Raw genomic sequence first — 19797 nt, forward strand, 5'->3', positions numbered from 1 at the left:
CGAGCATAGCCTTGGGGCGGAGCCACCGCATTTCCGGTCACTGAACGGTAACGGGACGACTCTCCAGCACGACTTGGCCGTCCGAGGCCGACATAACGTAGCGGATCAGATAATTGCCGGGCTGATCGGGAGCTCTCAAAGTGCCGCTCCCGCTGGCGGCCCCGCTTGTCACGTAGACGAAGCTCAGTTCCCCGCCGATATCGTCCTGGCCGGCAGGAACAAGATCGATATAGTCTCCCTCGTTTGCGGGACCCGTCCACTCGACAGCGAACTCCGTTTGCGTTTCGAGCGCCTCCGGTCCGGACAAGGTTGCCGTTGCCGGTGCGACTGCAACCGCTCGGACGGCCAGCACGCTTTTGCTGTCGGCGGCCTGTTGCACATAGCGGATCTGGTAGTCGCCGGGTCTGCCGGGCGCTTGCAGCGTGCCGCGTTTTTCGTCCCCCGAGCCATCCGCATAGAAATAGCTCAGCTCACCATCCGTTATACTGTGGCCGGCCGGCACGAGATCGACATAGTCACCCTGGCTACCGGGACCATTCCATTCGACCGGGAAGCGGGAACCAATCGTCACAGCCTCCGGTGCGGTCACGGCCGCCTCCATCGCCGTCACCTCAACCACCTGGCTCGCCAGCACGCGCTTGTCGTCGGCGGCCTGCATCACATAGCGCACACGGTAGAGACCCGGCGCCCCCGGTGCCCGCAGCATCCCGGTCTCACCGTCCTGCGAGGAACCGGTATAGAAATAGCTCAGTTCACCGCTCGTTTCACTGTGGCCGGCCAGCACGAGGTCGACATAGTCGCCTTGATTGTTAGGGCCGCGCCAGGCCACACTTACACTCGTGCCGGCACCGATCTGCGGGGGCAGCGCCACCGAGGCGGTAGCCTGCGTTACCACCAAAGGTACGCTGACCATCACCTTCTTCGCATCCGGGGCCTCCAGCACATAGCGGAGCTGGTAAGTGCCGGGCTCGGCGGGCGCATGCAGCTTTCCGGGTCCTGACGAGGGGTCTCGACTGACATAGAAATAGCTGATTTCGCCGCTGGCTTGTTCATGTCCGGCCGGCACGAGGTCGACATAGTCACCTTCATTTACCGGCCCCTTCCACACGACCTCGAATTGCTGACCGGTCACCACCGAAGACGGGCCGATCACGGCGAACTCGCTGTCCACCACCTCGACCGACGATCTTGCGAGGACGTAGCGCTTGTCCGGTCCTGCCCAGATATAGCGCACGTCGTAGGTTCCGACTTGGCTAGGCGCCCGCAACTGGAGTGACGGGCCTTCCGCCACGTAGCGGTAACTGAGTTCGCCATGCGGCTCTTCGTAACCGCCTGGGACCAGATCGACATAGTCGCCATCGGCGCCTGGGCCGCTCCATTCGACAGCCAAACCGGCGCCAATGGCGACCTTTGCTGCCGGTGCAACACCGGCCTTCGGCAGTTCCACGCTCTTTGGCTCCGCCGCCGGCTCCGGCTGCGCGATGGTTTCAGTCAGCGCAGAACCCAATTCGCCGGCATCGGCTGCCGAGATGTAGCGGCCGCCCGTATTCTCGGCCAGGCACGCGACTTGACGGCCTTCTTCCCTCGAAAGTCCGAAGCCCACTACGTGAACGGTCAGATCCACCCCCGCTTTCGCCAACGACGCTCCGACGGCGCATGGATCGGCGCCGCAGGTCTCGATCCCGTCGGTAATCAGGATGACGGTCGCCTTGTCTTCGGAATGCCGCAGTTCCGCGGCGGCCTGCTCGACAGCGGCCGACAGCGGCGTCTTGCCTAGGAAGCGCATCCCGGCCACCGCCTTGCTGATGGCTTCGCCAGTTCCGGGAGCAGGCCCCACGATCAGTTCGATGTCGCCACACTGCCCCTTCTGGCGATGGCCATAGGCCATGAGACCGAGTTCCAGGCCCTGCGGCATGGTCGGCAATATCTTGTCGAGCGTCTCGCGTGCGATTTCGAGCTTTGGCCTACCGTCGATCTGTCCCCACATCGAGCCTGAGCCGTCAAGGACGATGATGGCCTTGTCGGCGGCAATGGCCGGCGCCGAACACAGCACGCCCAGCACCAACAGACCTTTCGACAGAACATCGCCCATGAAAATCCCCCCTTACGCGAGGCCAATATATCTGCCGCTGGTAAACCCTCAAGTTGATAAGTTGCGCGGATGTGCCTGCCTCAAGATCATCTCATTCCCGAAGCGCTGAACTTGACGAACTCTTATATGACTCGCGATGAAGAGCCGCCGATGCACTCGACAGCTGGATTTTCGCGGCGGCTCCCGATTTCTTCCCGGCGCCTGGTCAGGCACCGGCCTCCAGCGCGTGGATGGTGCCGCGCAGCTCGGCCAGGCCGCGCAGTCGACCGATCGCCGGATAGCCGGGGCTTACCTTCTTGGTAAGATCATCGAGCATGCGGTGGCCATGATCGGGGCGGAAGATGATGGTCTGATCCGATGCTCGCCTTCGATCCTCGGCAAGGAGTTCGCGCAGGACAGCAACCATATCGACATCGCCTTCCAGATGCGCGGATTCATGGAAGCTGCGGCCGTCACCCTCGCGTTTGGTGGCTCTCAGATGGGCGAAATGGATCCGCGAAGCGAAGCGGCGCGCGATCGCCGGAAGATCATTGTCGGCACGCACGCCAAGACTGCCCGTGCAGTAGCACATGCCGACGGAGGGCGACGGGACCGCATCGAAGACGGCGGCGTAATCATCGGCTGTCGACGCAATCCGCGGCAGGCCGAACAGCGACCGCGGCGGATCGTCCGGATGCAGGGTCAGCCGCACGCCGCAACCTTCGGCAGCAGGTGCAACGGCGGCGAGGAATTCGATCAGGTGGCGTCGCAGCCGCGTCGCGTCGATGCCGGCATAGCTTTCCAGCCGCTCGCGAAAGGCCGGTATTGTCAAGGGCTCGGTGGTCGAGCCCGGCAGGGCGCTGGCGATGTTGGTGGTGAGATCGGCGACGTCCTTGTCGCTCATCGCCTCGAACACCGCTCTGGCGCGGGCGCGATCCTCGGCTGAATAGTTCGCCTCAGCATCCTTACGCTGCAGGATGTGTAGATCGAAGGCTGCGAACCTGTCCTGGTCGAACCGCATTGCGGTTGCGCCGGTCGGCAGTTCGTAATCGAGGTCGGTTCGCGTCCAGTCCACGACCGGCATGAAATTGAAGCAGATGACACGGATGTCGTTGGCGGCGACCGCCTCGAGGCTGGCGATCCAGGCGTCGATCTCGGCCTTGGCGGCGGCGCCCAGCCGTTTGACGGCGTCCGGAATGGGAATGCTCTCGACGACCGACCAGACGAGCGGCGAGCGCCCGCGCGGGGCATCCTCGATCAGGCTTTTGCGCGTGGCGACCTGGGCTTTGGTCCAGGCCTGTCCGATCGGCACCTCGTGAAGGGCCGATACGACATCCGTCGCGCCGGCCTGGCGCACCGCGTCCAGCGGAACGCCAGCTTCGGGCCCAAACCATCTCCATGCCTGCCGCATAAGCAACGCCTCCGATACGGTAATTCAATATGGCTTTCGCGGCTAGACGAAGCAGTCCGGATAGGATTCGCGAAGCTGCTCCACATCCGGGATGACTGCGCTCAAGTGGATTCTCATCGCGTCGCAGGCCGCCTTCACGTCGTGCGCAGCGATGGCGTCACGGATTGTGACGTGCTCGCTGATGACATGTTCCCCGCGGCCGAGCGCTGGCAGCGACATGCGCCGCGCACGATCGATCTGCACTTTCGCCGGCTTCAGATAGCTCCAAAGGCCGGGGTAGCCGGCGATCTCGGCAATCGCCTCATGGAATGCCTCGTCAGCCTCATGGAACCCGTCCAGGTTCTCCCTGTCGGCAAGGAAGCGCTGCCGCGCCAGGATCTCATCGAGCCTGGCCACGTCGTCGGCCGTGGCGCAACCCGCCGCCTTTTCCACCGTCGCACCTTCCAGCGCCTGGCGGATGACCACCGCCTCGGGAATGAGCGAGGTCGGGATCGGCGCAACGAAAGTGCCGGATTGCGGATAGATGTTGACCAAGCCGTCCTCGACCAGACGGATCAGGGCTTCGCGGATCGGTGTGCGGCTGACCCCGAATTTCTCCGCCAGCGCCTTCTCATTCAGCGCATTGCCCGGCCTGAGTTGCATCGAGACGATCGCTGCATGGAGTTCGCGATAGATCGCCGTCGCTGCCGTGGTCCGCACGACGCCGGCCGGGCGTGGCATTGCCGCTCGCCCGGCGCCCGGACGGGTCGCCGCTGCAGAGCCTGTAACCCGCCGCTTCGGGGGCGCCGAATTCATTTACCAGTTCTCCCTGGCCAGATCGGTTGACATATTAATATATTATTCCCTAGTCTTGGCCAAGGCTAGTGCATCGGGTTTTGTCGAAAAGACTACCGCGATCGGCGATGCAGGCAACGATCGCCGCTCCATAGCAGCCGCCGGAAGGATCAGTAATGCCGCTCCATCCTGACAGGTTGTTGCCGCCCGAACCTGCTGTCCGGGCGATCGCGCGGCGCTTGTATCGAAGCGTCCAGGCGTTGCCGATCATCTCCCCGCATGGCCACACCGATCCGAACTGGTATGCCGACGACGCGCCGTTTCCCGATCCGGCGACATTGTTCGTCAAGCCCGATCACTACATCTTCCGCATGCTTTACTCGCAGGGCGTAAAGTTGGAGGCGCTGGGAGTGCCGCGCCTGGACTGCGCTCCCGTCGAGTCCGATGGCCGCAAGATCTGGCGTCTGTTTGCCGATCACTATCATCTCTTTCGCGGGACGCCATCACGGCTATGGTTCGAGCATTCGCTCGAGACGGTGTTCGGGATCGAGGAGCGGCTGACCTCGGCGAACGCCGATTCCCTCTACGACCGGATTTCAGAGCGGCTTGGTCAGGCCGACATGCGGCCGCGGGCGCTTTACGAGCGCTTCAACATAGAGGTGATCTCCACCACGGACGCCGCTTCCGACCCGCTTGCCGCACATGACAGGATCAAGGCTTCGGGCTGGACGGGCCGTGTCGTTCCTGCCTATCGGCCCGATGCCGTGATTGACCCGTCGCGCAAGGATTTCCGCGGCGAGGTCGAGCGCTTCCTGGCAGTTGCCGGCGCGCCCGCGACCTTTGCCGGCTATCTCGACGCGCATCGCTCCCGGCGCGCCTACTTCAAGGAGCGCGGCGCAACCTCCACCGACCATGGGCATCCGAACGCCCGTACGGCAAACCTCCCGCGGGACGAGGCCGAAGCCTTGTTCGAACGAGTGCTGAAGCCGGAGGTGACGGCCGAAGACGCTGATCTTTTCCGTGCACAGATGCTGACCGAGATGGCCCGCATGAGCGTCGAGGACGGGCTGGTGATGCAGATCCATCCCGGCTCGTTCCGCAACCACAACCCGCAGCTTTTTGCCGAATTCGGCCTCGACAAGGGCGCCGACATTCCGACGCGCACGGACTACGTGCACGCTCTAAGGCCGCTGCTCGATGCTTTCGGCAATGATCCGCGGCTGACACTCATCCTGTTCACCCTCGACGAGACCACCTATGGCCGCGAGTTGGCGCCGCTCGCGGGCCACTATCCGGCCCTGCGGCTGGGCCCGCCCTGGTGGTTCTTCGACAGCCCGGAAGGCATGCGCCGCTTTCGCGAACTTACCACCGAGACGGCGGGCTTCTACAATACGGTGGGCTTCAACGACGACACACGGGCCTTCTGCTCGATCCCGGCGCGCCACGACATGGCCCGGCGGGTCGACTGCGCCTACCTCGCGCAACTCGTCGCCTCCCATCGGCTTGAGGAGGACGAGGCGCACGAGTTAGCATACGATCTCGCTTACCGTCTGGCGAAGCAGGCTTATCGGCTGTGACGATGGGGAATCGCCTTTCCAACAATACGCTCGGCGAATTGCCGGCGGATGTCAGCCGCCCCGCTTACGATCGCAGCCGATTGCAAACCGGGATCGTGCATCTCGGCGTCGGGGCTTTCCATCGCGCACATCAGGCGGTCTACACCGATGCCGTCCTGAACGGCGGCGACCTACGCTGGGGCATTGTCGGCGCCTCGCTGCGCAGCGCTGAAACACGCGATGCCCTGGCGCCACAGGACGGCCTCTACACTGTCGCCGCTCGCGACGGCGCCGGCGAACAGTTGAGTGTCGTGGGCAGCAGCACCGGTCTGGTCGTCGCGCCGGAAGACCCGGAAGCCCTGCTGACGGCAATGACGCGTCCGGAGATGAAGATCGTTTCGCTGACGGTGACCGAAAAGGGCTATTGCCATTCCCCGTCCAGCGGCGATCTCGATGAAACCCACCCCGATATACGCCATGACCTTGCCTCGCCGCGGGCGCCGCGCAGCGCCATCGGTTTCATCGTCGAGGCGATCGCCCGGCGACGCAGCGCCGGCCATGCGCCCTTCACGCTGCTCTCCTGCGACAACCTTCCCGCCAACGGTCGAACGCTGAAGCGGGCCGCGACCCGCTTTGCCGAATTGCGCGACCATGACCTCGGCCGCTTCGTCGCCGAGCAGATCGCATGCCCCTCGACGATGGTCGACAGGATCGTGCCAGCGACGACGGATGCCGATCGCGCCGCCATTGCCGAGCGCCTCGGTCTGTACGACGCATGGCCGATCATGACCGAGCCGTTCTCGCAATGGGTCATCGAGGATGATTTTCCCGCCGGGCGGCCGGAATGGGAACAAGCCGGCGCGACATTCGTACGGGATGTCGATGCCTACGAACTGATGAAACTGCGGCTCCTTAACGGCAGCCATTCGACGCTCGCCTATCTCGGCTATCTGGCGGGCCACGAAACCGTTGCCGAGGCGATCGCTGCGCCCGGCTTTGGCGCGCTAATCCAAGGTTTTATGGACGAGGAGGTGACTCCGACGCTTCCGGATCTGCCGGGGATCGACCTCGCTACCTACAAGGCCGACCTTTTCGAGCGTTTCCGCAACCCCGCATTGCGCCATCGCACCTGGCAGATCGCCATGGACGGCTCCCAAAAACTGCCTCAACGCCTGCTCAACACGATCCGCGACCGGATCGGCAGCGGCGCTCCTTTTGCACGGCTGGCGCTCGGGGTCGCCGCCTGGATGCGCTATACTCTTGGAAGGGACGAGAAGGGCGCGCCGATCGACGTCCGCGACCCTCTTGCCGAACTCATTCGAAGCCGGACGCAAGGTCACGCGTCTGCCGCTGACCTGACCACGGCATTCCTCGGGCTGGAGCAGGTCTTCGGGACCGACCTCCCCTCCCGACCCGAATTCCGCGCCTCGGTCGAGACCGGGTTGGACCTTCTGTTGAGGGAGGGTGCGGCCGCAGCAGTCGCGCGCTTTCGCGCACCATATCCGCGGTTACGGAGGAACTAGAAAGCGGTTGTGTTCAATAACTGGTAGATTAATATATCAAACTCGGGCTGCGGCAACCTGTCAGCTGCGGCGAGAAGATTTCAGGGAGGAGACGGGAAATGATCAGCATCACTCGCAGACAAGCACTCGGCGGACTGGCGGGCGTCGCAACCCTGCCGGCCGCGCGCGTTTTCGCGCAAACAGCAGCGCTGCCTACCTCGCCGGTTGCGATCAACATCGTTGACGTTGCTGGCAATCTGGCACTTACGCAGAAGGCAATCGAGAACTACCGGGCGGCCAAGCCCGAGCTTGTCTCGAGCATCACCTTCACCAAGGCTCCGGCTCCTGAACTGCCCGGCAAGATCAAGGCCCAGCAGGATGCTGGCCGCGTCGACATCGACCTGGTGCTGACCGGAACCGATGCGCTTGCTGCCGGTCTCGAGCAGGATCTGTGGGTCAAGCTGCTGCCGGACGAATCCGGTAGCCTGCCGAAGCTTCTAGACATCTATCTGGAGCCGGCAGCACGCATGCTGGCGCTCGGCAAGGACCACGGCGTTGTCGTGACCTACTATCCGTCCGGCCCGCTGCTGGAGTACATGCCCGACAAGGTGAAGACGGTTCCGACCACCGCGGATGAACTGCTCGCCTGGGCCAAGGAGAACCCGAACCGTTTCATCTATGCGCGCCCCGCCAATTCCGGCCCTGGTCGCACATTCCTCATGGGCCTGCCTTATCTGCTCGGCGACGCCGACCCGCAGGACCCGGTCAAAGGCTGGGACAAGACCTGGGCCTATCTGAAGGAACTGCACAAGTACATCGAGTACTACCCGACCGGCACCGGGGCGCTGATGAAGGAACTCGGCGAGGGCACGCGCGACATGACGGTGAGCACGACCGGCTGGGACATTAACCCGCGCGTGCTCGGCGTCGTCCCGAAGGAAGCCAAGGTGGCTGCGCTGAAGGGCTTCCACTGGGTCGCCGACGCTCATTACATGTGCGTGCCGAAGGGTGTCTCCGACGAAAAGCTGGCGGTGCTGAAGGATATGATGGCCTTCCTGCTGACCCCGGAACAGCAGGCCTTCACCTATGACCAAGGCTATTTCTATCCCGGCCCGGCGGTCAAAAACGTGACGCTCGCCATGGCGCCACAGGAAAGCCAGGACGCCATCGCCGAATTCGGGCGCGAGGAATACGCCGATCTGATCGCCAACAATCCGATCGAACTGCCGCTCGAACCATCGTCGATGGTCACGGCATTCCGCATTTGGGACGAACAGGTCGCTGCGGCGGCGAAGTAGCGCATCAGGAGGGCGCCTCTGAAGGCGCTTCAGTCGTCAAGAAGGGCTGGATTCCGGCTCTTCTCGGGACTCTCGTGATAGCTGCTTGACCTGGCAGGATCCGGGCGCCCTTCGCCCGGCTCTTCTTCAAGAACGGAATTGCGGATGCTTCTGGCGTCGTCGAAATTCGATGAACTACGGCTCGACCATCTGACACGGTCATTCGGTGCGCTGAATGCGCTTCAAGACGTCTCACTGACCATTCGAAGGAGCGAGTTCATCGCTCTTCTCGGGCCTTCGGGCTGCGGAAAATCGACGGCACTCAACTGCATTGCAGGGCTGCTCGCGGCCACCGGCGGAAGCATCTATCTCGACGACAAGCGCATCGACCAACTGAAGCCGGAGGACCGCGGCTTCGGAATGGTCTTCCAGAGCTACGCCCTTTTTCCGCACATGAGCGTCCGCGCCAACATCGGGTTCGGCCTGAAGATGCGAGGCACGCCCAAGGCCGAAATCGCCAAGCGGGTTGACGAGGCGCTGGCGCTGGTGCGCCTAGAAGCACATGGCCACAAGCTGCCCGGACAATTGTCCGGGGGCCAGCAGCAGCGCGTCGCCATCGCCCGCGCCATCGTCATCGAACCGCCCTTGGTGCTGATGGACGAACCGCTATCCAATCTGGATGCGAAGCTACGCCTGGAAATGCGCGCCGAGATACGGCGAATTCACAACCAGCTCGGCGCCACCACCATCTATGTCACCCACGATCAGGACGAGGCGCTTTCACTCGCCGACAGGATCGTCGTGCTGCGCGAGGGCCGGATCCGGCAGGTCGGTTCGCCGCGCGACCTCTATGAAAGCCCCGACCATCTCGATGTCGCCGAGTTCATGGGTTTTCGCAACCGCCTCACCGGCAAGGTCACAGCCCGCGACGGCGAACGCGTGACGGTGGAGGTCGGCACTGTCAGGCTTGCCGGCAAGATGCGCGGCGACATTCCCGTCGGCGCTCAAGCCGTGATCGCTGCGCGCCCGGACGACGTCACGGCCGCGAACCAGGGGAAAAGCGCTCTCGAGGCTACAGTTGAGACCATCGAATACCGTGGCCGCGAATTCGTCGGCAGCGCCCGCACCGCGGACGGGCTCGAATTGATCTTCCATGCGCCTCAGGCCGCAGCGATCGACAGCACGGTTTCGCTGTCGGTCGACCCGGCACACGCGCTAGTCTACGCCGTGTAAGCGTTCACATGCAGAGGGCCGTACACACCCCACCTCCGACCTTGCGACAGCGGCTTGCCGTCAAGGGTATTGACGGTGTCACGCTTATGGTGCTGCCGGCCGTGCTGTTCGTGCTGGCGATCTTCGTCTACCCGTTTGTCTATGGCCTGCTGCTGTCCTTCACGCCGAAGGAAGGCGGGGTGCTCGCCAACTACATTCGCTTCTTTTCCGATCCGTTCCTCTACAACACCATCGCCACCACGCTGTGGCTGGCCATGCCGGTGACCGTCATCAGCCTGGCCTTCGCGCTGCCGGTCGCCTTCCGCGTCCGCCTGATGACCCGTCAAAGGCTGCTGACCACCGTCCTCGTTCTACCGGTCACGCTTGGCACGGTCCTGGTGGCCGAAGGACTTCTCAACTTTCTTGGCCCGCAGGGCTGGTTCAGCCGTACCCTGATGCTCATCGGGATCATCGACAGCCCCGTGAAGCTCACCAACAACTATTGGGGCGTGTTTGCCTCGCTGATCATAACCGGCTTCCCGTTCACCTTCCTGCTGACGCTGTCCTATGTGACGGGCATCGATCCGGCGCTCGAACAGGCCGCGGCGACGCATGGCGCCAGCGCATGGCAGCGTTTCCGCCACGTTTTCGTGCCGCTGCTGGTACCGGGCCTGACGATCGCCTTCTGCCTCTCCTTCGTCCAGGCCTTCGCGGTATTTCCTTCAGCGATCCTGCTCGGCGCCCCGGCCGGTCCGACGCGGGTGATCTCGATCGCTGCCTATCAGGCGGCTTTCGAGCAATATGATTATTCGATGGCATCGGCGATCGCCATGATCATGGCGGCGGTGCAACTGGTCATCGTCGTGGCCGTGCTGATGCTGCGCAACCTGTTCTATCGAGGCACCACCGCCGGCGGAAAGGGCTGAGATGATCCGCGATACCACGGTCGGCGCAAAACTCTGGATCACCGCGATCTGGGTGGTCGTCGCCTTCTTCGTCGTCAACCTGATCGCGATGATCGCGACCGTCATCCTGTCATCCTTCGCCACGCGCTGGCTCGGAACCTGGCTGCCCGCCGGCTTCACCACGCGCTGGTATTTCACCGCCTGGGCGGAGTTCCAGCTATATAACGTCCTAATCGTGACGTTTCAGATCGCCTTCACCGTGGTGGCGCTGGCGGGTCTGCTTGGGGTGACGGCCGCCTATGCGCTGGCACGGCGTGATTTCCCGGGCAAGAAGCTGGTGATGCTTCTATTCCTCTTGCCCCTTCTGGTGCCGCCGATAACCTTCGGCATTCCGCTGGCGACCGTGCTCTATCAGGCGGGGCTCGCCGGTACCTTCTGGGGCGTGGTGCTCGCCAACCTCGTGCCGACGGTCCCCTTCGTCGTTCTGGTGATGATCCCCTTCATCGAGCAGATCGATCCGAAGATCGAGGCGGCGGCACGCGTCTTCGGAGCCAATACGTTCCGGCTCCTCCTCCATGTGCTGTTGCCGATGTTGCTGCCGGGCATTCTGGCGGCCCTGCTTCTGGTCCTGGTGCGCACGGTGGGCATGTTCGAGTTGACGTTCCTGACTGCCGGCCCGACCAGCCAGACGCTCGTGGTGGCGCTCTACTATTCGGTCTTTGCCTCGGGCGTGCGCGCGGTGCAGTCCATTGACGCCATGGCGGTCATCTACATGATCACAACGTTGGTCTGGCTGCTGATCGCGCTCCGCTTCGTCAATCCCACGCAGATCGTCGCCCGCGCCAAGCAACAGCCGGCCTCGAGTTGATTGCGCTCGCTGCCGTTATCGGTTGGCGCTCCGCGACTAGACGGCTCACGCAGCCGATCTGCTGAAGGCGCGTGCAACCGGCGGTGCAGTGATCAGATCCAGGAGTGGATTGACCGGAACCCTGCCCGACAGCGCGGCTACCGCGTCGACGATCTGACCGGCACGCTCGGTCCCGCAGAAGTCGTCGGCATTGGCATGGAACTTGGCGAGGATTTCGGCGTCGCTCAGAGGGCGCTCGGCATCGCCACGGGCCGGAAGCGTTTCGCTTTCCAGCACACGGCCGTCCTTGAGCCTGAAGCGGGCCCGCGCGAAGCGCTCGGCCGGGAAGCGTGCCTCGAGGTCGGGAGCCTCGATCAGCCGGATCCGGCTGCTGAGCGAACGAACGGTGGGGTCCTGCAGGGACGGCCCGACGATAGCCGATGGGGGGAACTCTCCATAGGCAACGGCCACGGCGACCGGGAACGGAAGGTTGTACTGCGCGATCTCGGTCGTCGCCGGCATCATGTCGTCCAGCCGGACGGCATTGTGGAAGGTCTCTATCTCAATCTGCTCGATGGCATCGGCAGTCAGATCATGTGCCCGGCGCACCGACAACGCGGCTTCGATGGCGGGCTGCGCCCACCGGCAGACCGGGTAGGGCTTGAAGTACTGCTCGAGGATGCGCCAGCGCTCGCCCAGATCACTCCAGAGATCCGCGACCTTCTCGTCTTCCACCACCAGCGCCGGAGCCCCTGTGAAGCCGTCAGCGGCCAGATGGGCGGCACTGAGGCCCGCCATGGCGCCCCAGCCGGAGCCATCCCTCACCATCGTCGGGAAGTCGATGCAGCGCATCATCTGGCTGCGGGGACCGTGATACTCCGCAATGCCGATAGCTTCGCGAAGACGCGTTGCGTCGAACCCCCAGACGCGCGCGGCCGCTGCAGCGACCCCGAGGGCGTTCCAGGCGCCGGAGGTGTGATAGTCGCAGCAGATCCGATGCTGGGCAATACCGGCGCGCAGGGCGATCTCATAGCCGATCACGAGGCTCGCGAGAAACTCATCGCCCCGCATCGGCTCCTGAAGCGTGTCCGCCACGGCCGCCAGCCCGGGAAGGATCGCGCAGCCTGCATGGCCTTTCGTCAGCACGTGCCCGTCATGGCAATCGAAGCTGTCGATGGTAACGCCGCCGGCCAAGGCAGCGCCGACCGGGCTCGCCGAACGTCCGTCGAAGAGGATGCGAGAAGGCCGCTCGCCCTGCCCTGCCCCGAAGAATCTGGCCGCATGGCCTATGATGATGCGCGACATGTCCGTTTGTGTGCCGGCGGCGGCGGTTCCGATCAGGTCGAGCAGACAACGACGAGCCATTCGAACGACCTCGTCCGGCAAGTCCGCGAACCGCGTCGAACAGACGAAATCATGCAACCGCTTGCCCACTTTTCAACTCCTCCCCGAGCCCATGCAGTGGCGGCAACTATGCCCACGGCCGCTGCCGATGCTTGACATTTTTCGACGGGTACTGTGCGTGTTTCGGCAGCGCTCAAGAAAGAGCATTACATGCACGATCAAGGCACCTTTACCGCGACCGTTTTCCTCACTCCGGGCTTCTCGATGATGTCGTTTTCGTCATTGATCGAGCCGATGCGAGGGGCCAATCGCATAGCGGGCAGCCAGTTGTTCCGGTGGCGCCTACTCAGCCCGGCCGGCGGACCCGTTCCGGCAAGCAACGGCATCGAATTGCAGACACAACCAATCCCCGTGCGAGATGAGGGTTCGGACATGGTCGCGATTTGCGGCGGCCAGGAAGACGAGACGTATACCGACCGCAGGTTGCGGGAATTCCTGCGCCACCTCGTGCGCACCGAGGCGATTGTCGGCAGCGTCGGCACCGGGAGCTTCATCCTCGCAGACGCGGGAGTCCTGGATGGCCGGCGTTGCACAACCCACTGGGACTACATCGATGCCTTTCGGGAGAAGTATCCGCGACTCGACATCTGCAACGATATCTTCGTGATCGACCGACGGGTCTTCACCTGCGGCGGCGGCGTCGCCGCAATGGATGTCATGCTGGAGATCGTCGGGGGCATGCGAGGCAGCGATTTCGCAAACAGGGTCCGCGAGAACTTCGTCTATGGAAGCATACGCAGCCACGACGAGAGCCAGCGCATGTCCTTGCGGATGCGCCTGGGCGTGGCGAATGTGACCTTGATCGACGCGGTCGGCCTGATGGAGTCCCATACCGAGTCTCCGCTCCGCCTACCTGTGCTGGCGCGTCGTGTGGGTGTATCGCAGCGGCAGTTGGAGCGCTTGTTCGAAACGTGGCTCGGAGTTGCGCCCGCACAATACTACGTTCGGGTACGGCTGGATCGCGCCCGGGCGCTGTTGCGCCATTCCTCGATGCCCATATTCGATGCCGCGGTTGCCTGCGGTTTCACATCAGCCTCGCATTTCTCAAGAGCCTATCGAAGCCACTTCGGGTGCTCTCCCAGCGCGGACCGTGTTCGAACAAACATGATCAAGCAGAAAGTGTAGAGGACCGACGGCCCGATGGGAAAGAGAGAGGTGGAGCGCGTTCAGCCCGCGCAGATTGGCGCGGTTGACGAGGTTGACGCGCAGGATGGCGGCGGCGGTGCGATCCTTACGGTGCGCGGCGACCCAGCGAGATGCCACTATAGGCCCTGCCCTCGATAGGAGCAGGATGCTCCTGATCCGCGATTCCGGCTTACTAATTCCAAATCTGCTTTCGTTCCCCTGTCCGGCCGCGCAGATGCGCCTAGAGTCGACTCATCGTGAGTACGCGTCCCGAATTCATCCCGCCGATGCTCCCGACCCTGGTGGACGAACCACCCGAGGGGGACGACTGGATTCACGAACTGAAGTTCGACGGATACCGCACTCAGATCGTGATCGCCGATCGGCGAGCGCGGCTCTTCACCCGAAATGGCCATGACTGGACGCTCAAGTACCTGCCGCTGGCCGAAGCGGCGGAGCGGATCCAGGTCGGCTCGGGTGCGGTGATCGATGGCGAGGTGATCGTCGCCGAGGCGGAGGGCAAGCCGAACACCAAGGCCCTGAAGCCCGCGATCCGGACTGCGCCGAAGCGGCTCATCTACATAGCCTTCGACCTGCTTCACCTCGACGGCTACGATTTTCGCGATCAGCCGCTGCAGCGCCGGCGCCTGCTGCTGCACGCCATGCTGAAGCCCGAGCACGAACCGATCCGCTTCAGCCAGTCCTTTGAAGGGACCTCCACCGAGATCTTCGACGCTATCGAGCGGATGGGGCTGGATGGGATGGTCTCGAAACGGCTGGGCAGCCGATATAGAAGCGGCCGCACGATCGACTGGATGAAGACCACGTGCTTCGTAGAGGCCGAGTTCGGCATCATCGGCGTGCAGCGGGAGGGCCGAGAATCGGCCATGGCGCTGATGGCCGACGAAACCGGTAACTATGTTGGCAGCGCCTTCGTCACACTGCCGAAAGGCATCCGCGAGCGTCTATGGCAGCGGGTGCAGGCGAAGGCTGGGGCGAAACCGCCCAAGGGCCTGGACAAGGAAAAGGCCGAGTGGATCAGGCCCGGCCTGATCGGGCGGGTCCGGTTCCTTAAGGGCGAGGAGACGCTCCGGCATGCCACGCTGAAGGATGTGCGCGAGGATCAATGAGACCTCCGCCGCCAGTGCAAGTGGAGACGGCCGTAGGAACGACATAACGCGCCAGTTGAAAAGAGAGCAACTCCGGTCTCTTGACAAATTATTGTGGCGGAGGGAGTGGGATTCGAACCCACGGTGGACTCGCGCCCACGCCGGTTTTCAAGACCGGTGCCTTAAACCGCTCGGCCATCCCTCCGGATACCGCTCTGTGCAGAGCAGGCATTCCAGCAACTGCCACATGGTGGCTGGCGCTGCCTTTATCGTTTCTGCGCTCCTCGCGTCAATGTTCGGCATCACGAAAGCATCGGTCACAGCGGGGCTCCCGCTTGGCTGACGGCACTCTCGGAACCCAGTCGGCGCAGGTGATTGTTCCTCCACGACTTTCGAACTAAGCTCGTTCATCGCTTCCGCAGGGATTGAAAGATAGTCTGACCCGATGCGCCGCAAACCAAAACTGGCCTGCGTGATCGTCCTGGCGCTTCCCTGCCTGACGGCTGCCGGTTGCGTGCGGACCTACGATGGGACGATCGTCCCCGAATACACGCCGATGCTGGCGGTGGAACGCGGCGTCCCCCGCGTCGAGTATCGCAAATCGGATACGCTCCCAGCCAGCCGCTTCGTGGAATTCCCGAGCGCTCCGCCGCCGCCCCAGGCGGAGGCTGCACCGTCTCGACCCACCCGCACTGTTCCGAGGCCGGCGGACAGCGGGCGGCGCCTGCTGCCGCTGCAAGTCGCGTCAGAAACGCCCGTCACCTGCCGCACCACGCAGGGAGATAACGGGCGCGTGAGGGTCGCCTGCAACTGACCTCCTACGAAAAGGCGTGACGTTCCCGATCCGTGGCATGCCGTCGACTTCCTGGTGCCGGCCTCTCTGCCCCGACAGGATTCGATCGGGCCTCGCCAGCCGTGAATTCACACCGGCTGGCCGTCAGGCGCTCGGAGCCAATTCTTAGCCCGAGGTCCCATTATACTGCCTCATGCCCGATCCGGCCGCGGCAGACGGTTTCGCGGCCCCGATTATGCGAGGAAGGCTCCAACGTTAGACTTACCCACTTTTGCAGGGAACAATTCATCAAGGCCCCCGTTCAAGAACGGAAGATCGTTGATCTCGATCGAGAGGGTGATAAAAAGCTTTTCATTAATATTTGAGTCGGATCGTTTTTGCGCTCGGGGTGACCGGCACACATGCGGAGAAGGTACGTGAATGACGAACAGTCATCTCGTCTGGAACTGATCGCCTCGATTGTTTCAGCCTACGTTTCGAACAACAGCGTGCCGATGGCTCATATCGGCGAACTTGTTCAAACGATCCATGAAACACTCCTTCGACTGGAGAGCGATACGTCCTCCGAGTCCCAGCCCTTGGTCCCGGCAGTCCCGATCAAGAAATCCGTCACGTCCGACTACATCATCTCCCTTGAGGACGGCCGGCGTTTTCGGTCGCTGAAACGCCATCTGAGCGCCCAATATGGCATGTCGCCCGAACAGTACCGGGCGAAGTGGAACCTCCCGCCCGACTATCCGATGGTCGCCCCGAGCTATGCCTCCGCGCGTTCGGCGCTCGCCAAGAGCATAGGCCTCGGCCGCAAGCCCACGACAGGGGAAGGCTCGCCGGGACGACCCCGAACCGGCCGACGTGGACGTACGAAGAAGCACGCCGAGTAAGCCGGTGGTAGCCTCGGGCTCGATCTCAGATCTGCCCATTCCGCGAGCATCCGAGGGAACCATCGCGGCCCCTCGCACTTGACGGCACAATGTCAGGCCGATAGGCGGGCCCGCCAACATATTCTCGGAAAGGCTCCTGATGGAAATCTTCACGGCGGCTGGCTTCACCGCACTGTTGCAGGTGATCGCAATCGACCTGGTGCTTGCGGGGGACAATGCCATCGTGATCGGCCTGGCGGCTGCCGGCCTCCCCGCCGAGCAGCGTCGTAAGGCGATCCTCGTCGGCATCATCGCGGCTACCGTCCTGCGTATCGGTTTCGCCCTGATCACCCAGCAACTCCTGCAGATCGGACCGATCCTTCTCATCGCGGGCGGTTTGCTCCTGCTTTACGTCTGCTGGAAGATGTGGCGCGAGTTGCGTACCTCGCTTGAGGACGAGCATGAGGCGACCGAGGCGCTGGCCGACAGCGATTTTGACGCTAGTGGTACGGTGGCCGGCAAGGCCAAGCGAAAGACGTTCGCCCAGGCCGCCTGGCAGATCGTGATCGCCGACGTCTCGATGTCGCTCGACAATGTGCTGGCAGTCGCAGGCGCGGCGATGGACCATCCGACGGTGCTCATCATCGGCCTGGCGCTGTCAATTGCGCTGATGGGTTTTGCCGCGAGCTTCATAGCTCGGCTGCTGCATAAGCATCGCTGGATCGCCTATCTCGGCCTGGTCGTCATCCTCTACGTGGCCATCGAGATGCTGCTGAAGGGCGCCTACGGTCAGTGGCCGGAACAGTTCGCGTTTCTCGAGTTCTGGTTCGGCGGCGAAGCCAGCGCGCATTGAGGGCGGTCGGCGCGTGAGGCGGACCGACTTCGGGCCCGGAGCGGCGGATTGCCGCTTGCCCACCGCGAGGCGCCCGGTTGCAAAACCGGGCAACTGTGATACGTGGCGCGGCTTGCATGATTTTCGCGAGTGCCATCCATGAGCGCACCCCGTGTGAGCTTCGTCAGCCTTGGCTGCCCCAAGGCGCTGGTCGATTCAGAGCGCATCGTCACCCGCCTGCGTGCCGAAGGCTACGAGATCGCGCGCAAGCATGACGGTGCGGACCTCGTCGTCGTCAACACTTGCGGCTTTCTCGATTCGGCACGTGACGAGTCTCTCGACGCGATCGGGAACGCGCTTTCCGAGAACGGACGCGTGATCGTCACGGGCTGCCTCGGCGCCGAGCCGGAGGTGATTCGGCAGCGGCATCCCAATGTACTGGCGATCACTGGACCGCAGGCCTACGAGAGTGTGATGGCCGCCGTGCACGAGGCGGTGCCGCCGAAGCATGATCCGCTGATCGACCTGCTGCCGCCGCAGGGCGTCAAGCTCACGCCGCGCCACTACGCCTATCTGAAGATTTCAGAAGGTTGCAACAACCGGTGCACCTTCTGCATCATCCCGTCGCTGCGCGGCGATCTCGTCTCGCGTCCCGCCGCCGACGTGCTGCGCGAAGCGGAGCGGCTGGCCAAGGCCGGCGTCAAGGAGATCATGGTGATCTCGCAGGACACGAGCGCCTACGGCATCGACCTCAAATATGCTGAAAGCCAGTATGGCGACCGCACCGTCCGCGCCAAGTTCTACGATCTCGCCAAGGAACTCGGAGACCTGGGCATCTGGGTCAGGCTCCACTATGTCTATCCCTACCCGCACGTCACGGAAGTGATTCCGCTGATGGCGGAGGGCAAGATCCTCCCCTACCTGGACATCCCCTTCCAGCACGCCTCGCCAGCGGTGTTGAAGAACATGCGGCGGCCCGCCCACGGCGAGAAGACCTTGGAGCGCATCCGCTCCTGGCGCGAGGCCTGCCCGGACCTGGCGATCCGCTCGACCTTCATCGTCGGTTTCCCAGGGGAGACGGAAAAGGATTTCGAGCTTCTGCTGGACTGGCTCAGCGAGGCGAAGATCGAGCGCGCCGGCTGCTTCAAATACGAGCCGGTCAAAGGCGCCCGCTCGAACGACCTCGGCCTGCCCGAATTGCCGCAGGAAGTGAAGGAGAGCCGCTGGCACCGCTTCATGCAGCGCCAGCAGAAGGTGTCCGCGGCGCAGCAGCAGAAGAAAGTGGGCAAGCGGCTGCCCGTGATCATCGACGAGGCGAACGGAACGGCCGGCAAGGGCCGCACCAAGTATGATGCGCCAGAGATTGACGGGGCGGTGCACATCACCTCGCGGCGGCCGCTGCGCGCCGGCGAGATCGTCACCGTGAAGATCGACCGCGCCGACGCCTACGACCTTTACGGCCAGGCCGTCTGATCAGACCTTTCCGGCCCAGGCCGGAACGGTCTTGGCCAGCGCATAATCCTTCTCCTGAGCCCGCTTCCAGGCGGGGCGGTCGGCCAGGCGCTCCAGATAGGCCTTGAAGGCGGGGCGCTCGGGCAGCGCTTTCAAGCGCACCATCGTATAATGGATCGCCGAACCTAGCTGCGTGTCCGCCGCCGTGAAGCTGTTGCCGGCCGCGAAGGGATGAGCCGTCAGCCTGCGCTCCAGGTGAGCGACCATGTCCTCAAAGAGGCCGAAGGAATAATCGTTGCTCTTATAGCTGAGACCGTGCGCGCGGGCCGCGATGCACGGATCGAAGACCGAGTCGCAATAGACCGTGGTCGAAAGGTATGGCCCGCGCGTGGGATCACCGATTACTGGTGCGAGCCCTTCCTGCGGAAAGGTGTCCGCCAGATAGACGGTGATCGCGGCGCGCTCAGTGATGACCACGCCATCGTGTTCGATCGCCGGAACCTTCTTGTTCGGCTGAACGGCGCGATACCATTCGGGCGCGCCCTCCTCTGCGCGGATATCGATGTGAACCAATTCGTAATCGACCGCGAGTTCCTCCAGGAGCCACAGCACGCCGGATCCGCGTGACCAAGGGGCATGATAGAACTTCAGCATCGTCGCGCTCCTC

General features: G+C 63.4%; 17 protein-coding genes and 1 tRNA gene. 12 read left to right on the top strand and 6 right to left on the bottom strand.

The features are described 5' to 3' along the window. Positions 1-37: 37 nt before the first annotated feature. The 3 genes from HUI96_RS01730 to HUI96_RS01740 all read right to left on the bottom strand — a co-directional run bounded on the left by HUI96_RS01730 (position 38) and on the right by HUI96_RS01740 (position 4277). The gene (locus HUI96_RS01730; protein ID WP_188252893.1) at positions 38-2092 is read right to left on the bottom strand and encodes a vWA domain-containing protein; all 2055 of its coding nucleotides are present in this window, start codon (positions 2090-2092) and stop codon (positions 38-40) included. 205 nt (positions 2093-2297) lie between these two features. Continuing rightward, the gene (gene uxuA, locus HUI96_RS01735) at positions 2298-3482 is read right to left on the bottom strand and encodes a mannonate dehydratase (protein ID WP_188252894.1); all 1185 of its coding nucleotides are present in this window, start codon (positions 3480-3482) and stop codon (positions 2298-2300) included. Positions 3483-3524: 42 nt separating this feature from the next. Continuing rightward, the gene (locus HUI96_RS01740; protein WP_188252895.1) at positions 3525-4277 is read right to left on the bottom strand and encodes a GntR family transcriptional regulator; all 753 of its coding nucleotides are present in this window, start codon (positions 4275-4277) and stop codon (positions 3525-3527) included. A 155-nt stretch (positions 4278-4432) separates the two neighbouring features. On the opposite strand from HUI96_RS01740, the gene uxaC reads away from it, so the two are divergent. From uxaC to HUI96_RS01770, 6 genes are all read left to right on the top strand, one after another. Continuing rightward, the gene (gene uxaC / locus HUI96_RS01745; protein WP_188252896.1) at positions 4433-5833 is read left to right on the top strand and encodes a glucuronate isomerase; all 1401 of its coding nucleotides are present in this window, start codon (positions 4433-4435) and stop codon (positions 5831-5833) included. Positions 5834-5835: 2 nt separating this feature from the next. Continuing rightward, positions 5836-7335, top strand: coding sequence for a mannitol dehydrogenase family protein (locus HUI96_RS01750; RefSeq protein ID WP_188252897.1), 1500 nt, complete (start codon positions 5836-5838; stop codon positions 7333-7335). 101 nt (positions 7336-7436) lie between these two features. Further along, complete coding sequence (locus HUI96_RS01755) at positions 7437-8612, top strand: extracellular solute-binding protein (RefSeq protein WP_188253178.1); 1176 nt, start codon at positions 7437-7439, stop codon at positions 8610-8612. A gap of 144 nt (positions 8613-8756) precedes the next feature. Continuing rightward, a complete protein-coding gene (locus HUI96_RS01760; RefSeq protein WP_188252898.1) occupies positions 8757-9824 on the top strand; it encodes an ABC transporter ATP-binding protein in 1068 nt (355 codons plus the stop codon). A gap of 8 nt (positions 9825-9832) precedes the next feature. After that, positions 9833-10729 carry an ABC transporter permease gene (locus tag HUI96_RS01765; protein ID WP_188252899.1) on the top strand — a complete coding sequence of 299 codons (897 nt, stop codon included), beginning with the start codon at positions 9833-9835 and terminating at the stop codon, positions 10727-10729. A 1-nt stretch (position 10730) separates the two neighbouring features. Then, the gene (locus HUI96_RS01770) at positions 10731-11576 is read left to right on the top strand and encodes an ABC transporter permease (RefSeq protein WP_188252900.1); all 846 of its coding nucleotides are present in this window, start codon (positions 10731-10733) and stop codon (positions 11574-11576) included. Positions 11577-11621: 45 nt separating this feature from the next. Here the strand turns inward: HUI96_RS01770 and HUI96_RS01775 are convergent, their stop codons facing one another. Beyond that, complete coding sequence (locus tag HUI96_RS01775) at positions 11622-12989, bottom strand: MmgE/PrpD family protein (protein ID WP_188252901.1); 1368 nt, start codon at positions 12987-12989, stop codon at positions 11622-11624. 120 nt (positions 12990-13109) lie between these two features. On the opposite strand from HUI96_RS01775, the gene HUI96_RS01780 reads away from it, so the two are divergent. Both HUI96_RS01780 and HUI96_RS01785 read left to right on the top strand, forming a co-directional pair. Continuing rightward, complete coding sequence (locus HUI96_RS01780) at positions 13110-14084, top strand: GlxA family transcriptional regulator (protein WP_188252902.1); 975 nt, start codon at positions 13110-13112, stop codon at positions 14082-14084. A gap of 257 nt (positions 14085-14341) precedes the next feature. After that, entirely contained in the window at positions 14342-15214 is an 873-nt protein-coding gene (locus tag HUI96_RS01785; RefSeq protein ID WP_337917842.1) for an ATP-dependent DNA ligase, read from the top strand. A gap of 94 nt (positions 15215-15308) precedes the next feature. Here the strand turns inward: HUI96_RS01785 and HUI96_RS01790 are convergent. Continuing rightward, positions 15309-15398 (bottom strand) — tRNA-Ser (locus tag HUI96_RS01790). Positions 15399-15638: 240 nt separating this feature from the next. On the opposite strand from HUI96_RS01790, the gene HUI96_RS01795 reads away from it, so the two are divergent. From HUI96_RS01795 to rimO, 4 genes are all read left to right on the top strand, one after another. Beyond that, the gene (locus tag HUI96_RS01795) at positions 15639-16007 is read left to right on the top strand and encodes a hypothetical protein (protein ID WP_188252903.1); all 369 of its coding nucleotides are present in this window, start codon (positions 15639-15641) and stop codon (positions 16005-16007) included. A gap of 395 nt (positions 16008-16402) precedes the next feature. Next, positions 16403-16867 carry a MucR family transcriptional regulator gene (locus tag HUI96_RS01800; protein WP_337917843.1) on the top strand — a complete coding sequence of 155 codons (465 nt, stop codon included), beginning with the start codon at positions 16403-16405 and terminating at the stop codon, positions 16865-16867. A gap of 139 nt (positions 16868-17006) precedes the next feature. Then, a complete protein-coding gene (locus HUI96_RS01805) occupies positions 17007-17699 on the top strand; it encodes a TerC family protein (RefSeq protein ID WP_188252905.1) in 693 nt (230 codons plus the stop codon). Positions 17700-17837: 138 nt separating this feature from the next. Then, the gene (gene rimO / locus HUI96_RS01810; protein ID WP_188252906.1) at positions 17838-19151 is read left to right on the top strand and encodes a 30S ribosomal protein S12 methylthiotransferase RimO; all 1314 of its coding nucleotides are present in this window, start codon (positions 17838-17840) and stop codon (positions 19149-19151) included. Here the strand turns inward: rimO and HUI96_RS01815 are convergent, their stop codons facing one another. Then, on the bottom strand, positions 19152-19784 hold the full coding sequence (locus HUI96_RS01815) for a glutathione S-transferase family protein (protein WP_188252907.1): 633 nt from the start codon (positions 19782-19784) through the stop codon (positions 19152-19154). It lies immediately after the preceding gene. Positions 19785-19797 lie beyond the last annotated feature (13 nt).

It is taken from the genome of Pseudaminobacter soli (ex Zhang et al. 2022), assembly GCF_014595955.1.
GTDB lineage: Bacteria > Pseudomonadota > Alphaproteobacteria > Rhizobiales > Rhizobiaceae > Kumtagia > Kumtagia pseudosoli.

Excerpts from the sequence above, each read along its gene's own strand:
- HUI96_RS01805 (WP_188252905.1), top strand. The coding sequence starts at position 17,007 with ATGGAAATCTTCACGGCGGCTGGCTTCACCGCACTGTTGCAGGTGATC.
- HUI96_RS01765 (WP_188252899.1), top strand. The coding sequence starts at position 9,833 with ATGCAGAGGGCCGTACACACCCCACCTCCGACCTTGCGACAGCGGCTT.
- uxuA (WP_188252894.1), bottom strand. The coding sequence starts at position 3,482 with ATGCGGCAGGCATGGAGATGGTTTGGGCCCGAAGCTGGCGTTCCGCTG.
- rimO (WP_188252906.1), top strand. The coding sequence starts at position 17,838 with ATGAGCGCACCCCGTGTGAGCTTCGTCAGCCTTGGCTGCCCCAAGGCG.
- HUI96_RS01780 (WP_188252902.1), top strand. The coding sequence starts at position 13,110 with ATGCACGATCAAGGCACCTTTACCGCGACCGTTTTCCTCACTCCGGGC.
- HUI96_RS01795 (WP_188252903.1), top strand. The coding sequence starts at position 15,639 with ATGCGCCGCAAACCAAAACTGGCCTGCGTGATCGTCCTGGCGCTTCCC.
- HUI96_RS01815 (WP_188252907.1), bottom strand. The coding sequence starts at position 19,784 with ATGCTGAAGTTCTATCATGCCCCTTGGTCACGCGGATCCGGCGTGCTG.
- HUI96_RS01750 (WP_188252897.1), top strand. The coding sequence starts at position 5,836 with ATGGGGAATCGCCTTTCCAACAATACGCTCGGCGAATTGCCGGCGGAT.
- HUI96_RS01760 (WP_188252898.1), top strand. The coding sequence starts at position 8,757 with ATGCTTCTGGCGTCGTCGAAATTCGATGAACTACGGCTCGACCATCTG.
- HUI96_RS01730 (WP_188252893.1), bottom strand. The coding sequence starts at position 2,092 with ATGGGCGATGTTCTGTCGAAAGGTCTGTTGGTGCTGGGCGTGCTGTGT.
- uxaC (WP_188252896.1), top strand. The coding sequence starts at position 4,433 with ATGCCGCTCCATCCTGACAGGTTGTTGCCGCCCGAACCTGCTGTCCGG.
- HUI96_RS01770 (WP_188252900.1), top strand. The coding sequence starts at position 10,731 with ATGATCCGCGATACCACGGTCGGCGCAAAACTCTGGATCACCGCGATC.
- HUI96_RS01740 (WP_188252895.1), bottom strand. The coding sequence starts at position 4,277 with ATGAATTCGGCGCCCCCGAAGCGGCGGGTTACAGGCTCTGCAGCGGCG.